Origin of the sequence: Micromonospora sp. WMMA1998, from assembly GCF_027497375.1 — a bacterium.
Classification (GTDB): Bacteria; Actinomycetota; Actinomycetes; order Mycobacteriales; family Micromonosporaceae; genus Micromonospora; species Micromonospora sediminicola.
In genome coordinates, this window is record NZ_CP114911.1 from 3982378 (window position 1) to 4000513 (window position 18136).

The 18136-nt window shown below is 72.2% G+C and carries 19 protein-coding genes; 13 read left to right on the forward strand and 6 right to left on the reverse strand.

Annotated features, from left to right (window positions below; translation table 11 throughout):
• The first annotated feature begins 19 nt into the window (after positions 1-19).
• The 3 genes from O7600_RS18010 (at position 20) to O7600_RS18020 (ending at position 3726) form a co-directional block, all read left to right on the forward strand.
• Positions 20-781 carry a LytTR family DNA-binding domain-containing protein gene (locus O7600_RS18010; RefSeq protein WP_091576795.1) on the forward strand — a complete coding sequence of 254 codons (762 nt, stop codon included), beginning with the start codon at positions 20-22 and terminating at the stop codon, positions 779-781.
• 49 nt (positions 782-830) lie between these two features.
• Entirely contained in the window at positions 831-1493 is a 663-nt protein-coding gene (locus tag O7600_RS18015) for a DUF5701 family protein (protein WP_281588872.1), read from the forward strand.
• Positions 1494-1641: 148 nt separating this feature from the next.
• Complete coding sequence (locus tag O7600_RS18020) at positions 1642-3726, forward strand: carboxypeptidase-like regulatory domain-containing protein (RefSeq protein ID WP_281588874.1); 2085 nt, start codon at positions 1642-1644, stop codon at positions 3724-3726.
• 134 nt (positions 3727-3860) lie between these two features.
• Here the strand turns inward: O7600_RS18020 and O7600_RS18025 are convergent, their stop codons facing one another.
• Positions 3861-4412, reverse strand: coding sequence for a Uma2 family endonuclease (locus tag O7600_RS18025; protein WP_281588876.1), 552 nt, complete (start codon positions 4410-4412; stop codon positions 3861-3863).
• Positions 4413-4636: 224 nt separating this feature from the next.
• On the opposite strand from O7600_RS18025, the gene O7600_RS18030 reads away from it, so the two are divergent.
• A complete protein-coding gene (locus O7600_RS18030; protein ID WP_099164869.1) occupies positions 4637-5038 on the forward strand; it encodes a hypothetical protein in 402 nt (133 codons plus the stop codon).
• Entirely contained in the window at positions 5038-6678 is a 1641-nt protein-coding gene (locus O7600_RS18035; protein ID WP_281588878.1) for a cation acetate symporter, read from the forward strand. Before O7600_RS18030 ends, O7600_RS18035 begins: the two co-directional genes overlap by 1 nt.
• A 42-nt stretch (positions 6679-6720) precedes the next feature.
• On the opposite strand, the gene O7600_RS18040 is transcribed toward O7600_RS18035, so the two are convergent.
• A complete protein-coding gene (locus O7600_RS18040) occupies positions 6721-7569 on the reverse strand; it encodes a hypothetical protein (protein WP_281588879.1) in 849 nt (282 codons plus the stop codon).
• A complete protein-coding gene (locus tag O7600_RS18045; protein ID WP_281588880.1) occupies positions 7562-8062 on the reverse strand; it encodes a SigE family RNA polymerase sigma factor in 501 nt (166 codons plus the stop codon). The genes O7600_RS18040 and O7600_RS18045 overlap by 8 nt, the downstream gene beginning before the upstream one ends.
• A 152-nt stretch (positions 8063-8214) precedes the next feature.
• On the opposite strand from O7600_RS18045, the gene O7600_RS18050 reads away from it, so the two are divergent.
• The 3 genes from O7600_RS18050 to O7600_RS18060 are packed head-to-tail and all read left to right on the forward strand — an operon-like array spanning position 8215 to position 11146.
• The gene (locus O7600_RS18050) at positions 8215-8979 is read left to right on the forward strand and encodes an ABC transporter ATP-binding protein (RefSeq protein WP_281588881.1); all 765 of its coding nucleotides are present in this window, start codon (positions 8215-8217) and stop codon (positions 8977-8979) included.
• Positions 8964-10658 (forward strand): ABC transporter permease, encoded by a 1695-nt coding sequence (locus O7600_RS18055; protein WP_281588883.1) that lies wholly within the window; start codon positions 8964-8966, stop codon positions 10656-10658. Before O7600_RS18050 ends, O7600_RS18055 begins: the two co-directional genes overlap by 16 nt.
• Complete coding sequence (locus O7600_RS18060) at positions 10658-11146, forward strand: SRPBCC family protein (RefSeq protein ID WP_281588885.1); 489 nt, start codon at positions 10658-10660, stop codon at positions 11144-11146. Before O7600_RS18055 ends, O7600_RS18060 begins: the two co-directional genes overlap by 1 nt.
• A gap of 135 nt (positions 11147-11281) precedes the next feature.
• On the opposite strand, the gene O7600_RS18065 is transcribed toward O7600_RS18060, so the two are convergent.
• The 3 genes from O7600_RS18065 to O7600_RS18075 are packed head-to-tail and all read right to left on the reverse strand — an operon-like array spanning position 11282 to position 12537.
• Positions 11282-11539: a hypothetical protein gene (locus tag O7600_RS18065; RefSeq protein ID WP_281588888.1), complete on the reverse strand. Its 258-nt coding sequence runs from the start codon at positions 11537-11539 to the stop codon at positions 11282-11284.
• Positions 11540-11557: 18 nt separating this feature from the next.
• On the reverse strand, positions 11558-11755 hold the full coding sequence (locus tag O7600_RS18070; protein ID WP_281588890.1) for a DUF397 domain-containing protein: 198 nt from the start codon (positions 11753-11755) through the stop codon (positions 11558-11560).
• Positions 11752-12537: a helix-turn-helix transcriptional regulator gene (locus O7600_RS18075; RefSeq protein ID WP_281588892.1), complete on the reverse strand. Its 786-nt coding sequence runs from the start codon at positions 12535-12537 to the stop codon at positions 11752-11754. Before O7600_RS18075 ends, O7600_RS18070 begins: the two co-directional genes overlap by 4 nt.
• A 178-nt stretch (positions 12538-12715) precedes the next feature.
• Here O7600_RS18075 and O7600_RS18080 point away from each other — a divergent pair, with 178 nt between their 5' ends.
• The 5 genes from O7600_RS18080 (at position 12716) to O7600_RS18100 (ending at position 18064) form a co-directional block, all read left to right on the forward strand.
• Entirely contained in the window at positions 12716-13456 is a 741-nt protein-coding gene (locus O7600_RS18080) for a flavin reductase family protein (protein ID WP_281588894.1), read from the forward strand.
• Positions 13457-13686: 230 nt separating this feature from the next.
• Positions 13687-14055 carry a DUF485 domain-containing protein gene (locus tag O7600_RS18085; protein WP_174527607.1) on the forward strand — a complete coding sequence of 123 codons (369 nt, stop codon included), beginning with the start codon at positions 13687-13689 and terminating at the stop codon, positions 14053-14055.
• Positions 14033-15706 (forward strand): cation acetate symporter, encoded by a 1674-nt coding sequence (locus O7600_RS18090; RefSeq protein WP_098747521.1) that lies wholly within the window; start codon positions 14033-14035, stop codon positions 15704-15706. Before O7600_RS18085 ends, O7600_RS18090 begins: the two co-directional genes overlap by 23 nt.
• 70 nt (positions 15707-15776) lie before the next feature.
• On the forward strand, positions 15777-16757 hold the full coding sequence (locus tag O7600_RS18095; protein WP_281588898.1) for an NAD-dependent epimerase/dehydratase family protein: 981 nt from the start codon (positions 15777-15779) through the stop codon (positions 16755-16757).
• A 74-nt stretch (positions 16758-16831) separates the two neighbouring features.
• Complete coding sequence (locus O7600_RS18100; protein ID WP_281588900.1) at positions 16832-18064, forward strand: LCP family protein; 1233 nt, start codon at positions 16832-16834, stop codon at positions 18062-18064.
• The last annotated feature ends 72 nt before the right edge of the window (positions 18065-18136 follow it).

Below are 18136 nucleotides of genomic sequence, written 5' to 3' on the forward strand. Positions count from 1 at the left end.
GCGAACCGGGTCGGCGCCGGTGAGCGCCTCCGGATTCCTGCGGGTGCTGGCGGTCGACGACGAGCCGCCGGCGCTCGACGAGCTGGCCTACCACCTGCGCGCCGACCCCCGGGTGGCTCGGCTGCACACCGCCGGGGACGCCACCGAGGCGCTGCGGGTGCTCCGCGACGACGACGTGGACGTGGTGTTCCTCGACATCCGGATGCCCGGCCTGGACGGCATGGAGCTGGCCCGGGTGTTGCGCCGGTTCGCCCGGCCGCCGGCGATCGTCTTCGTCACCGCGTACGACGACGGCGCGGTGGACGCGTTCGACCTGGGCGCCACCGACTACGTGCGCAAGCCGGTCCGCGCCGAGCGGTTGGCCGAGTCGCTGCGCCGGGTGATCGGCTCGCGGGTGGTGCCGTCGCACCCGGCGGCGCTGGCCCGGGCGGAGGAGGATCCGACCATCCCGGTGGAGCTGGCCGGCACCACCCGGATGCTGCCCCGGTCGGCGGTGCGCTGGGTGGAGGCGCAGGGCGACTACGCCCGGCTGCACACCGCGGAGGGGTCGCATCTGGTCCGGGTCTCGCTGGCCACGCTCGCCGAACGCTGGGCGGACGCGGGGTTCGTCCGGATCCACCGCTCCTACCTGGTGCAGCTGCGGCTCATCGCCGAGTTGCGGTTGGTCAACTCCGGTTACGTGGTGGTGATCGACGGGAGCGAGCTGCCGGTGAGCCGCCGGCACACCCGCGAGCTGAAGGACAAGTTGGTTCGCGCCGCCAAGCAGGACTGGAGCCGCTGACGCCCTGACGTACAATGTACGGCAGACGGTACGAGAGAGCGGAGAACGCATGACCGACGACCGCTTCGATCCGGGCGCCGAATTCGACCGCCAGCTCGACCACCTGATCCGGCTCGGTTACCCGGCCCTCGCCGGGCGCACCGAGGAGGCGTTCCGCTCCCTGCTCAGCCCGCTGCGCGACGCGGCGGTCGCCGGTACCGTCGGGCTGGCCGTCCCCACCGACGCGCGAACGCCGTTCCTGCTGGTGACCACACGGGAGCTGACGCCGGTCCCGGAGCGGATCGCGCTCACCACACTCGCCGGCAGACGCAAGCCCGGCGTGCTGGACCGGAACTTCCCCGCCGACGACCTGCCCACGTTCCACCCGATCAAGGAGCTGGAGGTGCCGCCCGGGCCGGCGTACCTGCTCTTCGACGTGGACCGCGGCGAGGAGTACCGCAACCAGCCACCGTCGGCCGCGCTGGAGGACATGACCGCGAAGGGCCGGCTGCCGATCACCATCGACGAGGGCCTGGCCCTCGTCACCCTGCGCCCGCAGGCGCTGGCCAGCAACCGGTGCTTCTCGCTGGTCGGCTCGCGCTGCGGCGACAAGCGGGTACCGGCGCTCTGGATCAGCCAGGGCGCGCCGAAGCTCGGCTGGTGCTGGTTCGGCAACCCGCACACCTGGCTCGGCTCCGCCACCGCCCACCCGGTCCGGGTCGGCCTGGCGTGAATCCACAGTCGATTCCGCCGATACGGCTGATCGATTCCTGTCACACCATGTCGCTATCCTTTCCGAGCCGATCCCGGACGGGGCGCGGGGGGCGGTGTGGGCGGAGCCTGCGTGGGGTCGCCCCGACCACTCTCACGTTGGGACGCAGATGCGTTTTGCCCCCGCACGTCGTGCCGCCGCGGCGGCCGTCGTCACCGGCCTCCTGGTCCTGCCCGGGGTCACCCCGGCGCAGGCCGCGGAGACCAGCACGGTCAGCGGACGACTGACCACCAGCGCCGGCGCCGGTGCGGCCGATGCCCAGGTCGAGGTGTTCGACGCCGACAGCTACGCCACGGCGGGCTGGACCACCACCGACGACGACGGCCGCTGGTCGGTCGGCGGTCTGGACGCCGGTCGCTACATCGTCGGCTTCCACCCGGTCGACCGTCCCAACCAGTACTACCGGCAGAAGGCCATGATCTGGGACGCCGACCCGGTGACGGTCGGCAGCGGCGAGAGCGTCACCGCCGACGACCAACTCCGGGCCACCGGGCTGCTCACCGGGCGGATCACCGACGCTGCCGGCGCACCCGTCGCCTGGCTGAGTGTCTTCGCCGACGAGTCCGACAACTCCGAGCACGCCTACGGGTCGACCGACGAGGACGGCCGCTTCCGGATCGCCGCCGTCCCCGGCAGCTACACCCTCTCCTTCCGGCCGATCGAGGGCTCCTACCAGACCCAGTACGTCCCCGGAAAGCTCGACGAGGTCGACGCCGGCCGTTACCGGGTGACCGCCGACGAGGAGACCGTCGTCGACGAGACGGTGCTGCCCACCGGCAGCCTCACCGGCCGTTTCACCACCGCGGCCGGCGAGCCGCTCGCCTCCGCCCAGGTCGCGGTGAACACCGCCAACATGTACGGCGGGGTCGACACCCAGACCGGGGCCGACGGCACCTTCACCGTCCCGGCGCTGCTGGCCGGCTCCTACAAGGTGCGCTTCGAGGCCGGCGACCGGACCCAGTACTACCGCGGCAAGCTCGACTACACCGACGCGAACCTGGTGGTGGTGCGGGGTGGCCAACGGACCCGGATCACCGACGCGCTGGTCGGTACCGGATCCGTGCGGATCCGCGCCGTCGACTCGGTCAGCGGCGCCCCGGTGACCGACTTCTGCGTCAACTCGGACGAGACGTGCAGCGGAGGCACCGGCGTCGTCACCCTCACCGGCCTGCCCCAGGGCCGGCACGACCTCTACCTCCACTCACCCGACTCTCTGCACTTCGCCCGCCAGCTCACCGGCGTGAAGGTGGTGGCCGGCCAAACCACCGACCTCGCTCCGAAGCTGCGGCCGGGCGCGGCCATCAGCACCACCATCGTCGACCGGGCCACCGGACGGCCGGTGGCCGACGTCTGCCTCGACGCTTTCCTGCCCAAGCAGGCCAGGCTGGTGGACGGGCACGGGAACTGCAGCGACCAGGCCGGTCGAATCCGTGTGGGTCCGCTGGCCGCCGGCACCTACCGGCTCTTCGCCGACCCGGGCCAGACCGCATACGGTCGGCAGTGGGTGGGCGCCGACGGCGGCACCGGTGACGAGCGGCAGGCCGCCACCATCGCCGCGACTGTCGGCACGGTGACGGCCGGGCCGCAGGTCCGGCTCGATCCGGCCGGCCGGATCGCCGGCACGGTCACGGACGCGTCCACGGGCAAGCCGGCGAACTCGGTCGACGTCTCGGTGCTGACCGGTCACCCCGGTGTGGGTGTCAACGATGCCACCACCGACGAGCAGGGCCGGTACACGCTCGACCGGCTCGGCCCGTACGACTGGCCGGTGGTGTTCAGCGCCCACCCGTACGCCCCCCACTGGTCCGGGGACGCGGTCAGCCGCTACACCGCCACGCCGGTGACGGTGACCGCCGGCGGCACCGCGACCCACGACACCACCATGCGGCCGGGCACCACGGTGACCGGCACGTTCACCGACCCGGACGGCGCACCGTTCACCAGCGGCTGGGTCATCGCCCGCAGCGCCGACACCGGCGATATCGCCGGGGCCGGCTCGATGTCGGACGGACGGTTCACCATGCGGGTCACCGGCAAGCAGCGCGTCTACTTCACCTACGACGTCAGGCTCGCCGACCAGGACTACTCCGGCCGCTACCTGGTGACCGGCCCGGACGGCACCCGCAAGCTGGGGCTGTTCGTCGTGCCGGCCACCGGCACGCTCACCGCGGACCTGGTGGTCCCGACCAGCTGATCCGCACGACCACCGCGAGGGCCGGTCCGGTGGGACCGGCCCTCGCGGCGGCTCAGGGGGACGCTAGTAGGAACCGGTACCAGGTTCGCCCCACCTGCCCACTCACGGGGCGGCAGGAAGGTTCCGGGCGACGCTCAGAAGATGTCGGCGATCGGCAGGACGAGCGGGAACGGTCGATCGGTGCGGTGTTCGTCCGTCGCGGAGAGGACCGCCGCCTCGCGGTAGCCGGCACCGACGTGTTCCAGCACCGTCAGGGTCTGCTTGCGCGGCTCCGCCAGCCAGTAGTGCGGAATGCCGGCCACGCCGTACTCGTGGCGCTTGAGCACCAGGTCACGCCCGGCGTTGCCGGGTGAGACGACCTCGACCACGAGCAGCACGTCCGCCGGAGCGAGCGCCGCGCCACCCCGTTCCAGCGCCTCCTCGTAGGCGACGAAGACGTCCGGCACGAAGTAGGACGAGCGCTTGGCGCTGACCCCGACGTCCTGCCCCACCAGCAGACCGGCCGGGGCCTGCCGATCGAGGAGCCTGCGGAGGCGGTTGGCGATCGCCCCGTGGCGGACGTCCGCGTGTGGGGACACGAGCAGGCTCCCGTCGAAGATCTCGTAGTCCTGGCCGTCCTGGGGGAGGTCCTGGAGGTCGTCCACCGTCCAGAAGTCACCGCTGCTGGGCCGTGCCGGGCTGGTCACTGTCACACCTCCTCTCTACCGGGTCACCCTGACATCCCGCCCGGTCGTCCACAACGACTCCCGGCTCATCCACCGGCTTGTCCACAGGTGTGGAGCGTTATCCACAGGTTGTGCACAGGGGTGGCCGGCATGCTCTTGACATTCGGGCTGAGCAGGCGAGACTGCCGGGGGTGACCGGAGCCGAGGAAGAGCGTCGGCCGGGGCGGCCCGTCGAGGCGACCCCGGTGCCCGGCCCGCGCCCGCCGCGACCGGCCGACCCGCCGCGGCGGACCCGGATCGTGCTGGCCGAGGTGTCCCGTTCCGGCAGCCGGGCCGACCGCACCCGCTCCGAGCTGACCCAACAGACCAGGGTCGGCGAGACCCTGGTGCAGGGGCTCATGCGGGCCCAACTCTCGCTCGCGTTGCGGCTCAGCCTGCTGGTGCTGATCGGGCTGGGCGGGCTGCCCTGGCTGTTCGCCATCGCGCCGTCGGTCGGCCGGGTCACCGTGCTCGGGGTCAACCTGCCGTGGCTGCTGCTCGGCGTGGCCGCGTTCCCGTTCCTGATCGTGGTCGGGTGGGCGTACGTGCGGCTGGCCGAGCGCAACGAGCAGGACTTCGTCGACCTGGTCCACCGGCCGGAGCGCTGATGTCCAACGGCTACGTGGTCCCGGCGATCGTGGCGGTCACCCTGGTCACCGTCGGCATCGGCTTCTACGGGCTGCGGCTGGCCCGCACGACCTCCGACTTCCTGGTCGCCTCCCGGGCGGTCAGCCCCACCTGGAACGCCGCCGCGATCGGTGGCGAGTACCTGTCCGCGGCCAGTTTCCTGGGCGTGGCCGGGCTGATCCTCAAGTACGGCGTGGACGTGCTCTGGTACCCGGTCGGTTTCGCCGCCGGCTATCTGGCGCTGCTGCTGTTCGTGGCCGCGCCGCTGCGCCGGTCCGGCGCGTTCACCCTGCCCGACTTCTGCGAGGTGCGGCTCGGCTCGCGCCGGCTGCGCACCCTGGCCACCGTCTTCGTGATCTTCATCGGGTGGCTCTACCTGGTGCCGCAGTTGCAGGGCGCCGGGCTGACCCTGGCCACGCTGACCGGCGCGCCCTACGCCGTCGGCGCGCTCCTGGTCGCCGTGGTGGTGACCGCGAACGTGGCGCTGGGCGGGATGCGCGCGATCACCTTCGTCCAGGCCTTCCAGTACTGGTTGAAGCTCACCGCGCTCGCCGTACCCGCGATCTTCCTGGCGTTGCAGTGGCAGGCCGACGCCCGTCCGGCGGTGGCCCCGCCCGACGGGCCGACGTTCCGGACCGCGACCACCGTGGTGGTCGAGCACCGCGCCACGCTCACCCTGCCCGACGGCGACGTCCGGGAGGTACGCCCCGGCGACCGCCTCGACTTCGCCGCCGGTGACCCGGTGCCCGAGGTGTCCGGCGCGGCGACCGCCGCCGTCGACTGGCTGCTGCCGGACACCGCCGGTGACGACGACCGGAGCCTGTTCGCCACATACTCGCTGATCCTGGCCACGTTCCTGGGCACCATGGGGTTGCCGCACGTGCTGGTGCGCTTCTACACCAACCCGGACGGCGCCGCCGCCCGCCGCACCACGCTGGTGGTGCTGGCCCTGGTCGGCGTCTTCTACCTGCTACCCACCATCTACGGCGTGCTGGGCCGGATCTACACCCCGCACCTGCTGGTCACCGGGCAGACCGACGCGGTGGTGGTGCTGCTGCCCGGCGCGGCGCTGGGCGACGGCACCACCGGCCGGCTGCTCGCCGCGCTGGTCGCCGCCGGCGCGTTCGCGGCCTTCCTGTCCACCTCGTCCGGCCTGCTCACCAGCGTCGCGGGGGTGATCTCCACGGACGTCCTGGGCCGGGGCTCGGTACGCGGCTTCCGGATCGCCACGGTGATCGCCGGCGGGGTGCCGGCGGTGCTCGCGTTGAACGTCTCCGGGCTGGACGTCTCCCAGGTGGTCGGGTTGGCGTTCGCGGTGGCCGCGTCGAGCTTCTGCCCGCTGCTGGTGCTGGGCATCTGGTGGCGCGGCCTGACCGACCTGGGCGCCGCCGCCGGGGTGCTGGTCGGCGGCGGCGCGGCGATCGGCGCGGTGCTGCTCACCGTGCTCGGCCCGCCGCTGAGCGGCTGGCCCGCGACGCTGACCACCCAGCCGGCCGCGTGGACGGTGCCGCTGGCGTTCACCGTGATGGTGGTGGTCTCCATGGCCAGCCGGCGGCGGCTGCCCCGGGACGTGGGCGCCACCATGCTCCGCCTGCACACCCCGGAGTCGCTGCGCCTGTGAGGCGGGCCACCCCCACCGGCCGACGGGGGCGGCGACCACGGATCAGCAGGCGTCGGTGCCGGCGCAGAGGCGGTCCGCCACCGACGACGCGGTCCGGCGGGCCTCGGCCGGGGTCGTCTGGTGGTCGACCCGGAGTTGTGCCACCAGGTCGCCTCGGCGGACGACGAGCCACCGGCTGGGAGTCCCCTCTATCTCACTGCCCACCAGCAGGGCGTCGTCCCCGCCCAACGATTCGGCGAGGATCGTCAGCGAGTCACCGGGGCGGGTCGGCGCACAGCCGGTGACCAGTTGGCGGACCCGCTGCATGACGGTGGCGGCGGACGTGCCCGAGTGCCGGGTCACCCGCTCGACGATCCAGTCGCTGGGCGAGTCGAACTGCACCGACCTGCTCGCCACCTGCCCCACCTGGAGCGACGGCGATTCGTTCCCGCAGTAGATGGTCACCGACTCCAGGGACCAGTCGCCGTCGACCGCCGTCGTCATGGTGAAGCCGGTGGGCAGGTCGGCGAGTTGCAGCATCGCCGCGGCGGGGACCGCCCGGCTCGGCGGCCGGGCGGAGGGCCCGCGGCTGGTGGCGGCCGGCGTGGACGGGGTGGTGCGGCTCGGGCTCCCGCTCGGCGTCGGCTCGGCCGACCGGGTGGGGCTCGGCGCGGGTGTCGGCGTGGTGGGCTCGATGGTCGCCGGGGGCACCGGCGGTGCGGTCTTCTCCGGCGGGCCGGCGAGCGCGACCACACCGGTCGCGACGACGCCGACCGCGACCGCGGCGGCCAGGCTGGTGGCGATCCGGGCACGCCGGGCACGCTGCCGGCCCCGGCGGCGCACCTGCTCGATGGGCGCCCAGACGAGCTGGTCGGTGTCCTGGTAGAGGCCCGAGAAGATCGGATCAGGCATTGCGGACCTCCTCCGGGAGGGTCACGTCGAGGAGGGCGGCGAGGGCCCTACGCCCCCGGGAGAGGCGGGCCTTGACCGTGCCGGTCGGCACGCCGGTCTGCGCGGCGATCTCCGCGACCGACAGGTCGGCCAGGTGATGGAGGACGATGGCCTCCCGCTGGTCGGCGGACAACTGCCGCAGCGCGGTGATCAGCACGACCGTGTTCTCCGACGGTGGGCCGACCGCAGGTTGCGGGCCGTGCCGACGGTAGGCGACGACACTGTTGCGCACCTTCCGCCACCGGTTGATCAGGAGCCGGTGCCCGACGGTACGCACCCACGCCTCCGGGTCGTCGTAGGCGCTGATCCGCGGCCAGCGCTGCCAGGCCCGCGCGTACGCCTCCTGGGCGGCGTCCTGCGCCTCGCCGCGGTCACCGCCGAGCGCGTACAGCACCGTGACGACCCGTTGCCTGCTGTTGCGGTAGAACTCCTCGAACCCACCGTCCGGATCCATCTCTCTCCCCGTTGCCGTCCCTGCGCCTGACACCCACCAGCCGGGACTCCGGTTGCATCCGGTCCGTGATCCGACTCGTACCCCTCAGGTATGACGGGAAGATCGTCCTTCGGCCGGAGTGCGCGGTGGTCCGCGCGGGCTACGGTCGGACCATGACCGATCAGCACCCGGCGCTCTCCCTGCGTGGCCTGGCCAAGCGGTTCGACACCAAGGTCGCGGTGGCGGGCGTCGACCTGGCCGTGCCGACCGGCTCGTTCTACGGCCTGCTCGGCCCGAACGGGGCCGGCAAGACCACGACCCTCTCGATGGCCGTCGGCCTGTTGCGGCCCGACGCCGGCGAGGCTCGGGTGCTCGGGTACGACGTCTGGGCCGATCCGGTACGCGCCAAGAGCCTGCTCGGCGTGATGCCGGACGGGGTCCGCCTCTTCGACCGGCTGAGCGGGGCGGAGCTGCTGGCGTACCACGGTCTGCTGCGGGGCATGGACCCGAAGGTGGTCGACCAGCGGGCGGCGGAGCTGCTCGACGTGCTGGCGCTCTCCGACGCCGGCCGCACGCTGGTGGTCGACTACTCGGCCGGCATGAAGAAGAAGATCGGGCTGGCCTGCGCGCTGCTGCACGGCCCGCGCCTGCTGGTGCTCGACGAGCCGTTCGAGGCGGTCGACCCGGTGTCGGCGGCGCTGATCCGGGACATCCTGCACCGCTACGTGACCGGTGGCGGCACGGTGATCTTCTCCAGCCACGTGATGGAGGTGGTCGAGCGGCTCTGCTCCCACGTGGCCATCCTGGCCGACGGCCGGATCAAGCGGGTGGGCACGCTGGCCGAGGTGCGCGGCGACCGGTCGCTGGAGGAGGTCTTCGTCGAGGTGGTCGGCGGCCGGACCGCGACCGGTGAGGAGTTGTCGTGGCTGTCCCGGTGACCGCCGTCGAGCCGCCGGCCCGGGCCGTCTCGCCCCGGCACTTCGTCCGGCTCAAGCTGCGGGTGCTGGGCAACAACTTCCGCGGCCAGGCGTGGCGGATCGCGCTGTTCGTGCTGGGCGTCCTGTTCGGGCTCTGGTTCGCCGGGGTCGGGTTCTTCCTGCTGGCCGCGCCGGGCCTGGCCGGCGAGTCCCGGTACGCGCTGATGGCCGCCGCGTTCGGCGGCGGCGTGCTGACGCTCGGCTGGCTGCTCCTGCCCCTCGTCTTCTTCGGCGTGGACGAGACGCTGGATCCGGCCCGGTTCGCGCTGCTCCCGCTGTCCCGCCGCACCCTGGTCACCGGCCTGCTCGCCGCCGCGCTGGTGAGCGTGCCGGCACTGGCCACCGTGATCACGGTGGCCGGGCTGGTGGTCACCGCCGGCGCGCTGGGCGGATGGTCGGCCGCGCTGGTCGGCATGCTCGGGGCGCTCGGCGGGCTGCTGGTCTGCGTGGCCGGGGCCCGCGCGGTGACCAGCGCGTTCGCCACCATGCTGCGCTCCCGCCGGGTGCGGGACCTGGCCGCGGTGCTGCTCGCGGTGCTGGCCGCGCTGCTCGGGCCGTTGCAGCTGTTCGTGGTCGCCGCCGTGCAGCAGGCCGACTGGGACCGGTTGACCGGGGTGGCCCGGGTGGTCGGCTGGACGCCGTTCGGCGCGCCCTGGACCGCCGGCGTCGACGTGGCCGAGGGCCGGGCCGGCGCGGCGGTGGCGAAGCTGCTGATCACGGCCGCGACGCTCGGCGTACTCCTGCTCTGGTGGTCGCGGTCGCTGGAGTCGGCGATGGTGGGCGCGGCGAGCGCCGGGCCGGCCCGCGCGCCCCGGGGTGCGGTCGGCGGCGCGGTCGCGCAGCTCTTTCCCCGTGCGGTCGGCTGGACCCGGCGGGACCGGTTCGGCGCGCTGGTCGCCCGGGAGTGCCGCTACTGGTGGCGGGACGCCCGGCGGCGGGCCAACCTGATCACGGTCGCGGTGGTCGGCGTGTTCGTGCCGCTGATGGTCAACCTCGGCGGGGCCAGCTTCGTGGTCGAGGGCGGCGCGGCGTTCGGCGAGGCCACCGCCGACGCGAGCCCCGTGCTGGTCAGCCTCTCCATGGTCTTCGTCGGGGTGCTCGCCTCGGTGACGCTGGCCAACCAGTTCGGCTTCGACGGCAGCGGGTACGCGGCGAACGTGGTGGCCGGCGTGCCGGGGCGGGTGGAGCTGCGCGCCCGGATGGCCGCGTTCTCGCTCTACGTGGTGCCGATCCTGGTCGTGGTCGCGGTCGTGCTGGCCCTGGTGCTGGGTCGCCCGCAGTGGCTCGGCGTGATGGCCGGCGGGCTGTTCGCCGCGTACGGGTGCGGGCTGGCGATCAACGGGTTCATCTCGGTGCTGGGCGCCTACTCGCTGCCGGAGACGAGCAACCCGTTCGCCATGAACACCGGCGCGGGGATCGCGAAGAGCCTGCTCACGCTGCTCTCCATGGTCGGCTCGACGGTGGCGGCGGTGCCGTTCGTGGTGGCCGCCGCGCTGCTCGGCGACGTCTGGCTCTGGCTGGCGCTGCCGCTCGGCCTGGCATACGGGGCGGGGGCCGCGCTGCTCGGCGCGTACCTGGCCGGGGACGCGCTCGACCGCCGGCAGCCGGAGCTGCTGGCCGCGGTCACGCCGAGGCGCTGATGCCGGTCGTCGAGGCGGTCACCACGGTTCCGGTCCCGCCGGACCTGGCGTTCGCCGTCTCGCAGACCGTCGCCCCGGTCCGCTACCGCTGGGATCCGTTCGTCCGCGAGCAGCACTTCGTCGACGGGGCGACCCGGCCGGGCCGGGGCGTGCGGACGTACACCCGCTCCCGGCACGGCCTGGTCATGGTCAGCGAGTACGTCTCCTGGGCACCGCCGACGAACGTCGGGATGAAGATGGTGCGGGGGCCGTGGTTCTTCGAACGGTTCGGCGGCGGGTGGCGCTTCGCGCCCGGGCCGGACCCCGGCACCACGGTCGCCACCTGGCGCTACAACTTCCGCTGCCGCCCGGCGTTCCTCCGTCCGGTGGCCGACCGGATCGGTGTCTGGCTGCTCGGCCGGGACATCCGCCGCCGGATCGCCGGCTACGCGGCCGGCTGCGCCGACCCGGAGGTGCTGGCCGCCGCCCGCCGGTCCCTCTCCGCATGACGGGCACCCGAGTCAGCGCGTCAGCGCCAGGTGCTCCTCTTTGCGATATGACTGGCAGTCATAATTATGACGCTCAGTCATATCGCAGAAAGCTGGACCTTCCTCCGGCGGCGGTCGTGCTGCCCGGAGCGATCTTCACGTGGTGCGGCGCACGGCCGCGTAGACGTGGTGGCCGTCGCCGACGCTGAGCACGTTGACCAGTTCCCAGCCGTAGTTCGACAAGTGCTCGACCGCCTCCATGAGCGGCGGGAACCCGCTGCTGCCCCACCTGTGCCGGGCGATGACCATCAGGTGCTTGTACGGGTAGGCGCGCAGGTCGACCTGCCCGCCGAGGACGGCGTCGGCGGTGACCACCCGGTCCTGGGCGAGCTTCTGCGGTGGGACGAGAGCCATGCCGGCAGGGTAGGCCGATCAGTCCAGCCTCGCCCGCCGCAGGTGCGCGACCAGGGATCGCCAGGTGTCGGCGGTGAGGGTGAGGGTCGGGCCGGAGGGGTCCTTGCTGTCCCGGACCAGCACCACACCGGGAACGTTGTCCGCCACCTCGACACAGTTGCCGCCCGAGTCGGTCGATCGGGACGACGTGCGCCAGCAGGGCTCGTCGGAGGTCATGGCGTCACCTTCAACTTCCGGACCAGATCCAGGGATGCTCCTGTGGACAGCGATTCGCCGAGGAGGCTATCCCACTTCCGCTCGATCAAGCCGATTGTCTCCGGGTCGTCGACCACGTGTCCCCGCGCGGCATTCTCCAGGTAGAGCACCCGCTCGGAGTCCGCCAACTCGGCCAGCACGAAACCGCCACCGAGGCCGGCGTGCTCCCCGACCGCCAGCGGCACGACGTGAAGTCGCACAGCCGGAAGCTCGGCGAGTTCCAGCAACCGGGCGAGCTGTCGGTCGAGTACCGCCGGTCCACCGACCGGCCTCCGGACCGCAGTCTCGTCCAAGAGAAAGACGCAGTGCGGCGGTGCGTCCCGGTGCAGCAGTCGCTGCCGTTCCATCCGCAGGGCCACCAACTCCTCGATCACGGCCGGTGGGTGCAGACCGCCGGTGGAGACCACGGCGCGGGCGTATTCCTCGGTCTGGAGCAGACCCGGAACCAGGCACGCCTCGAACGCGCGCAGCCTGACCGCCTGCTGCTCGTATCCCCGCCACGGCACGAACCACGACGGACCGCGCTCCTGATCGGCGGCCTTGAGCAGTTGCGCGAGGAGGCCGCCGGTGGAGAGGGCCTGGTCGGCGGCGACCGCGAACTCCATGGTCGGTCGGCGGCGGCCGGTCTCGATCGCGGCGACCGTCGACGGACTCCAGCGGATGCTGGCCGCCAGCGCCTCCTGGGAGACGTCCGCGCCGGCCCGGGCGGCCTTCAACGCCCGGATCCACACCTCGATGTTCATCCTTACCTCTCCGGTAAGTACGTGACCGCGCTGCGTAGTAAGCCCTGGAATCCTCCCCCGCCCACACGGCCGAGTCCAGGGTGGAGGCATGCCGAACGAACGCGGAGACCTTGGAAGGAAAGGGCCCCTGGAGGGGCCCGGAGCTTCCAAGATCTGGGCGGGGCGGGCACACCTGCCGATGCGGCCGGCGTGGCGGTGCCGGGCGTGCGGGGCGCCCTGGCCCTGCCAGCCGGCCCGACTCGGGCTGCTCGTCGAGTTCCGGGGCGACCGGACCGGCCTGTTGTTCCACCTCGGCGGGTTGCTCGCGGAGGCGAATGCGCAGCTCACCGATGCCACCGACCTGCACCGGCGCTTCCTCGGCTGGGCCCGGGTCCGGGGCGGCACAATGTTTCACGTGAATCATGAGCCGGGTGCCGAGATCCACCACACCGATCCGTTCGCGGTGCCGGCCGGGCAGCGCTCGCCGGTACGCCGGCTGCGCGGCCGGCTGGCCGCCCCGGTGACGCTCTGGACCGCGCCCGGCCCGGCCGGGCTGACCGTCTCGTCCACGCTGGTGGCCGAGGGGGAGCCGGACAAGCTGCTCGGCCTGGTCGACCCGGAGTCGGACCTGTGGGCGGCGGTCGAGGAGGCCGGACGGTTCGCGGTCACGCCGCTGGGCCCGCACCACCGGCAGCTCGCCGACCGGTTCGCCGGCCTGTTCCCGTCGCCCGGCGGGCTGTTCGCACTCGACGCGTGGACCGAGACGCCGTACGGGCCGGTGCCGGCGGACGCCGGCGGCTGGGCCGGGTGCCGGCTCGACACCGCCCGGGAGTACGGCTGGGGCCTCCTGGTCGAGGCCACCATCGAGGCGGTCGACCTCCCCCAGGACACCCCGCCCCTGCTGCACTACCGAGGCCGCTACCGCGAGCTGACCGACTGACCCGTCGATCATGAGGTTGGCGGTGACAAATCGTACGCCCACTGCCGTCAACTTCATGATCGACGCGGAGAGGGCGGACCGGTTAGCGGAGTGACGTGGGTCACTCGGCGCAGTGGGGGTGCCGTTCGGCGCAGGGGTCTGCCGCCTCTCGGCCGGGCCTTCCGGGGCGGGGAGCGCGCTCTCTAGCGTGCGCGGAAATTCCCCACGCCTGCGAAGGTGGTGATCCACAGATGTCCACGGACACACCCGCGTCCGCACCCTCCGAGTCGACGGCGGACCGGTATCTCGCCGTCCAACGGTCGGACGAGTTCGCCGGGTTGCGGCGCGCGCTGCGCGGCTTCATCTTCCCGATGACCGTCGCGTTCTTCCTGTGGTACGCGCTCTACGTCATCCTCTCCGCGTACGCGCGGGGATTCATGGGGACGAAGGTGATCGGCAACATCAACGTCGCCCTCGTCTTCGGCCTGCTCCAGTTCGTCTCGACGTTCGTCATCGCCTGGCTCTACTCGCGGTTCGCCAACCGGCGAATCGACCCGGTCGCCGACCGGATCCGGGCCGAGATGGGGGAGGTGACCCATGAACACGGTCCTCGCGGCTGAGGCGGGCAGCACCACCGCCCGGAACCTCACCATCACGCTGTTCCTGGTGTTCGTGGCGATCACGCTCGCGATCACCGTCTGGGCCAGCCGGCAGACCAAGACCGCCACCGACTTCTACGCCGGCGGCCGGTCCTTCTCCGGTTTCCAGAACGGCATGGCGATCGGTGGCGACTACATGTCGGCGGCGTCCTTCCTGGGCATCGCCGGCATCATCGCCCTCTACGGGTACGACGGCTTCCTCTACTCGATCGGCTTCCTGGTCGCCTGGCTGGTGGCGCTGCTGCTCGTGGCCGAGCTGCTGCGCAACTCCGGCCGGTACACGATGGCGGACGTCCTGGCGTTCCGGATGCGGCAACGGCCGGTCCGGACCGCGGCGGCGGTCTCCACCATCACCGTGTCGATCTTCTACCTGCTGGCCCAGATGGTCGGCGCCGGCGCACTGGTGGCCCTGCTGCTCGGCATCAAGCCCGGCACCACGTTCCTCGGCATGGACGCGGACACCGCGAAGGTCGCCACCATCATCCTGGTCGGCGCCCTGATGATCATCTACGTCACCGTGGGTGGCATGAAGGGCACCACCTACGTGCAGATCGTCAAGGCGTTCCTGCTGATGAGCGGCGCGCTGGTGATGACCCTGCTGGTGCTCGCCAAGTACAAGTTCAACCTGTCCTCGCTGCTCGGCGACGCGGCCGACGCCTCGGGCAAGGGAGCGGCCTTCCTCGAACCCGGGTTGCGCTACGGCGTGGAGACACCCGGCGACGCGCTGAAGACGTTCTACAGCAAGATGGACCTGCTCTCGCTGGGCATCGCGCTGGTGCTCGGCACGGCCGGCCTGCCGCACATCCTGATCCGCTTCTACACCGTGCCGACGGCGCGGGCGGCCCGCAAGAGCGTGCTCTGGGCGATCGGCATCATCGGCAGCTTCTATCTGCTCACGCTGGCCCTCGGCTTCGGCGCGGCGGCCATCGTCGGCGGCCAGGCGATCACCGCGCAGGACAAGGCCGGCAACACGGCCGCGCCGCAGCTCGCCGAGGCGCTGGGCGTGGACTTCCTCGGCGGGAGCCTGGGCGGCGCGACACTGCTGGCGATCATCGCGGCGGTCGCGTTCGCCACGATCCTCGCCGTGGTCGCCGGACTGACCCTGGCGTCGTCGTCCAGCCTGGCGCACGACTTCTACGCCAACGTCATCAAGAACGGGCAGGCGTCGGAGCGGCAGGAGGTGACCGTCGCCCGGGTCTCCGCCCTGGTGATCGGCGCGGTCTCGATCGTCCTGTCGATCTTCGCGCAGAGCCTGAACGTGGCGTTCCTGGTCGCGCTCGCGTTCGCGGTCGCCGCCTCCGGCAACCTGCCGGCGATCCTCTACAGCCTGTTCTGGAAGCGGTTCAACACCTCGGGCGCGGTCTGGGCGATCTACGGCGGCCTCGTCTCCGCGGTGCTGCTGGTGTTCTTCTCCCCGGTCGTCTCCGGGGCGCCGACGGCGATGTTCCCGGACCACGACTGGCACTGGTTCCCGCTGTCGAACCCGGGCATCATCTCGATCCCGATCGGCTTCCTGTGCGGCTGGCTCGGCACGATCCTGTCCAAGGAGAGCGACGACGACAAGTACGCCGAACTGGAGGTGCGCTCGCTGACCGGCGCCGGCGCGCACTGATCGACACGATGGACAGGAGGGGCCCCCGTCATGGGCGGGGGCCCCTCCTCACCTGTATAGGCTGGCCGGCATGAACGTCGCTCCCCGCTTCGGTGCCGGACACCGCATCCTCGTCACCGGCGGCGCCGGTTTCGTCCCGTCCCACCTGGTCGACCGGCTCGTCGAGCGCGGCTGCACGGTGGTGGTGCTGGACAACTTCGTCACCGGCTCCAAGGACAACCTGGTCCACCTGCTGGAGGAGCCGACCTTCACGCTGGTCGAGGCGGACATCTCGGACGGCCTGCCGACCGACCACCCGGCGGTGGCCGAGCGGTTCGACGCGATCCTGCACATGGCGTCGCCGGCCAGCCCCACCGACTTCGAGAAGCTGCCGGTGGAGATCCTGCGGGTCGGCTCGGTGGCCACGCTGGCACTGCTGGAGCGGGCCACCGCCGACGGCGCCCGGTTCCTGATGGCCTCCACCTCCGAGGCGTACGGGGACCCGAAGGAGCACCCGCAGCGCGAGACGTACTGGGGCAACGTCAACCCGATCGGCATCCGGAGCGTCTACGACGAGGCGAAGCGCTTCTCGGAGGCGGCCACCATGGCCTACCACCGCAGCCGGGGCACCGACACCGCGATCGTGCGGATCTTCAACACGTACGGCCCGCGGATGCGCCCGGACGACGGCCGCGCCATCCCGACCTTCATCTCCCAGGCGCTGCGCGGCGAGCCGATCACCGTGCACGGCACCGGTGACCAGACCCGCTCGATCTGTTACGTCGACGATCTGGTGCGCGGCATCCTGCTGCTGCTCGACTCGACGCAGACCGGCCCGATCAACTGCGGCACCGAGCACGAGATGTCGATGCGACAACTGGCCGAGACGATCGTGTCACTCACCGGAAGCACGTCGGAGGTGAGCTACATCACTCGAGCCTCGGACGACCCGGAGATGCGCCGCCCTGATCTGACGCTCGCCCGGGAGCTGCTGGGATACGAGCCGACCGTGACGCCCGAAGACGGCCTCCGACGCACGATCGAGTACTTCCGCGGGCGGCTAGGGTACTGAACCCGGCTGGCAGCCGGCTGACACCGGTGCGCGCCTGAGGGCGACGGTGGCCCGGCCGACCTACCCTCGGTTACATGTCAGCGACCTCGTCTGCCGGCGCTCCGTTCCCGCGTCCCCTGAACCGCGGAGCGGGCCGCGCCCAGGTTCCCGGCTCCGGCCGGGGCGCCACCGCGCGCGCCCGCGCCACGGATGCCCGCTGGTACCCCTCGGCCGACGAGGCGCCCCGCTCGGGCGGCCCCGGCGGCCCGGTGGGACCGACCGGGCCCGGCGGATCCGGTGGCGGCCCGGGCGGACCGGGTCGGCGCGGCCCCCGCCCGCGTTGGGGCCGGATCGGCCTGGTCGCCGGCATCGCGGTGCTCGTGCTGGCGCTGCTCGGCGGCGTCGGCGCCTGGCTCTACGCCCGCAACCTCGACGGCGACCTGGCCCGCACCGACCCGTTCTCCGAGATCACCGGCGGGCGGCCGGCGAAGCAGGTCGACGGCGCGCTGAACATCCTGCTCGTGGGCAGCGACTCCCGGGACCCGGACGCCCCGGTCGACGGCGCCGGCAAGTGGCGCGCGGACACCGTGATCGTCATGCACATCCCGGCCGACCACAAGAGCGCCTACCTGGTCTCCATCCCGCGCGACCTGTACGTGCCGATCCCGGAGAACGCGGGCGCGACCTGCGACTCCGGCTCGCGCAACAAGATCAACGCGGCGTTCGCGTTCGGCGGCCTCCCGCTCGCGGTGAAGACCGTGGAGTGCTTCACCGACGTACGGATCGACCACGTCATGGCGATCGACTTCGCCGGTTTCAAGGACGTCACGGACGCCCTGGGCGGGGTCGACCTCAAGGTGGAGCGGACGATCACCTCGATCCACAAGCCGTACCGGACGTTCACCAAGGGCGTGAACCACATGAACGGCGCCGAGGCGCTGGACTGGGTCCGGCAGCGCAAGCAGTTCCCCGACGGCGACTTCGCCCGGATGCGCCACCAGCAGGAGTTCCTCAAGGCGCTGATGGACAAGGCGGCGAGCACCGGGACGCTGAGCAACCCGAAGAAGCTGAACGACTTCCTCAAGGCGGTCACCGCCGCCGTCACGGTCGACCAGGGGTTCTCGTTGACCGACATGGCGGTGCAGTTCCGCAGTCTGCGCGGCGAGAACCTGACGTTCGTCACCAGCCCCAACCTGGGCGGGCAGACCATCGACGGCCAGTCGGTGGTGGTCTCCGACCGGGAGAAGGCGCTGGCGATGTACCAGGCGATCGTCGGGGACAAGATGGCCGAGTGGATGCGGGCCAACCAGAAGAGCGCGGGCGACTGACCCCACTGCGGGCGCCACACCGGCCAACCGTCGTCCGGTCGCTCTCCCTCGCCCGTTCGGCCACAACTCGGG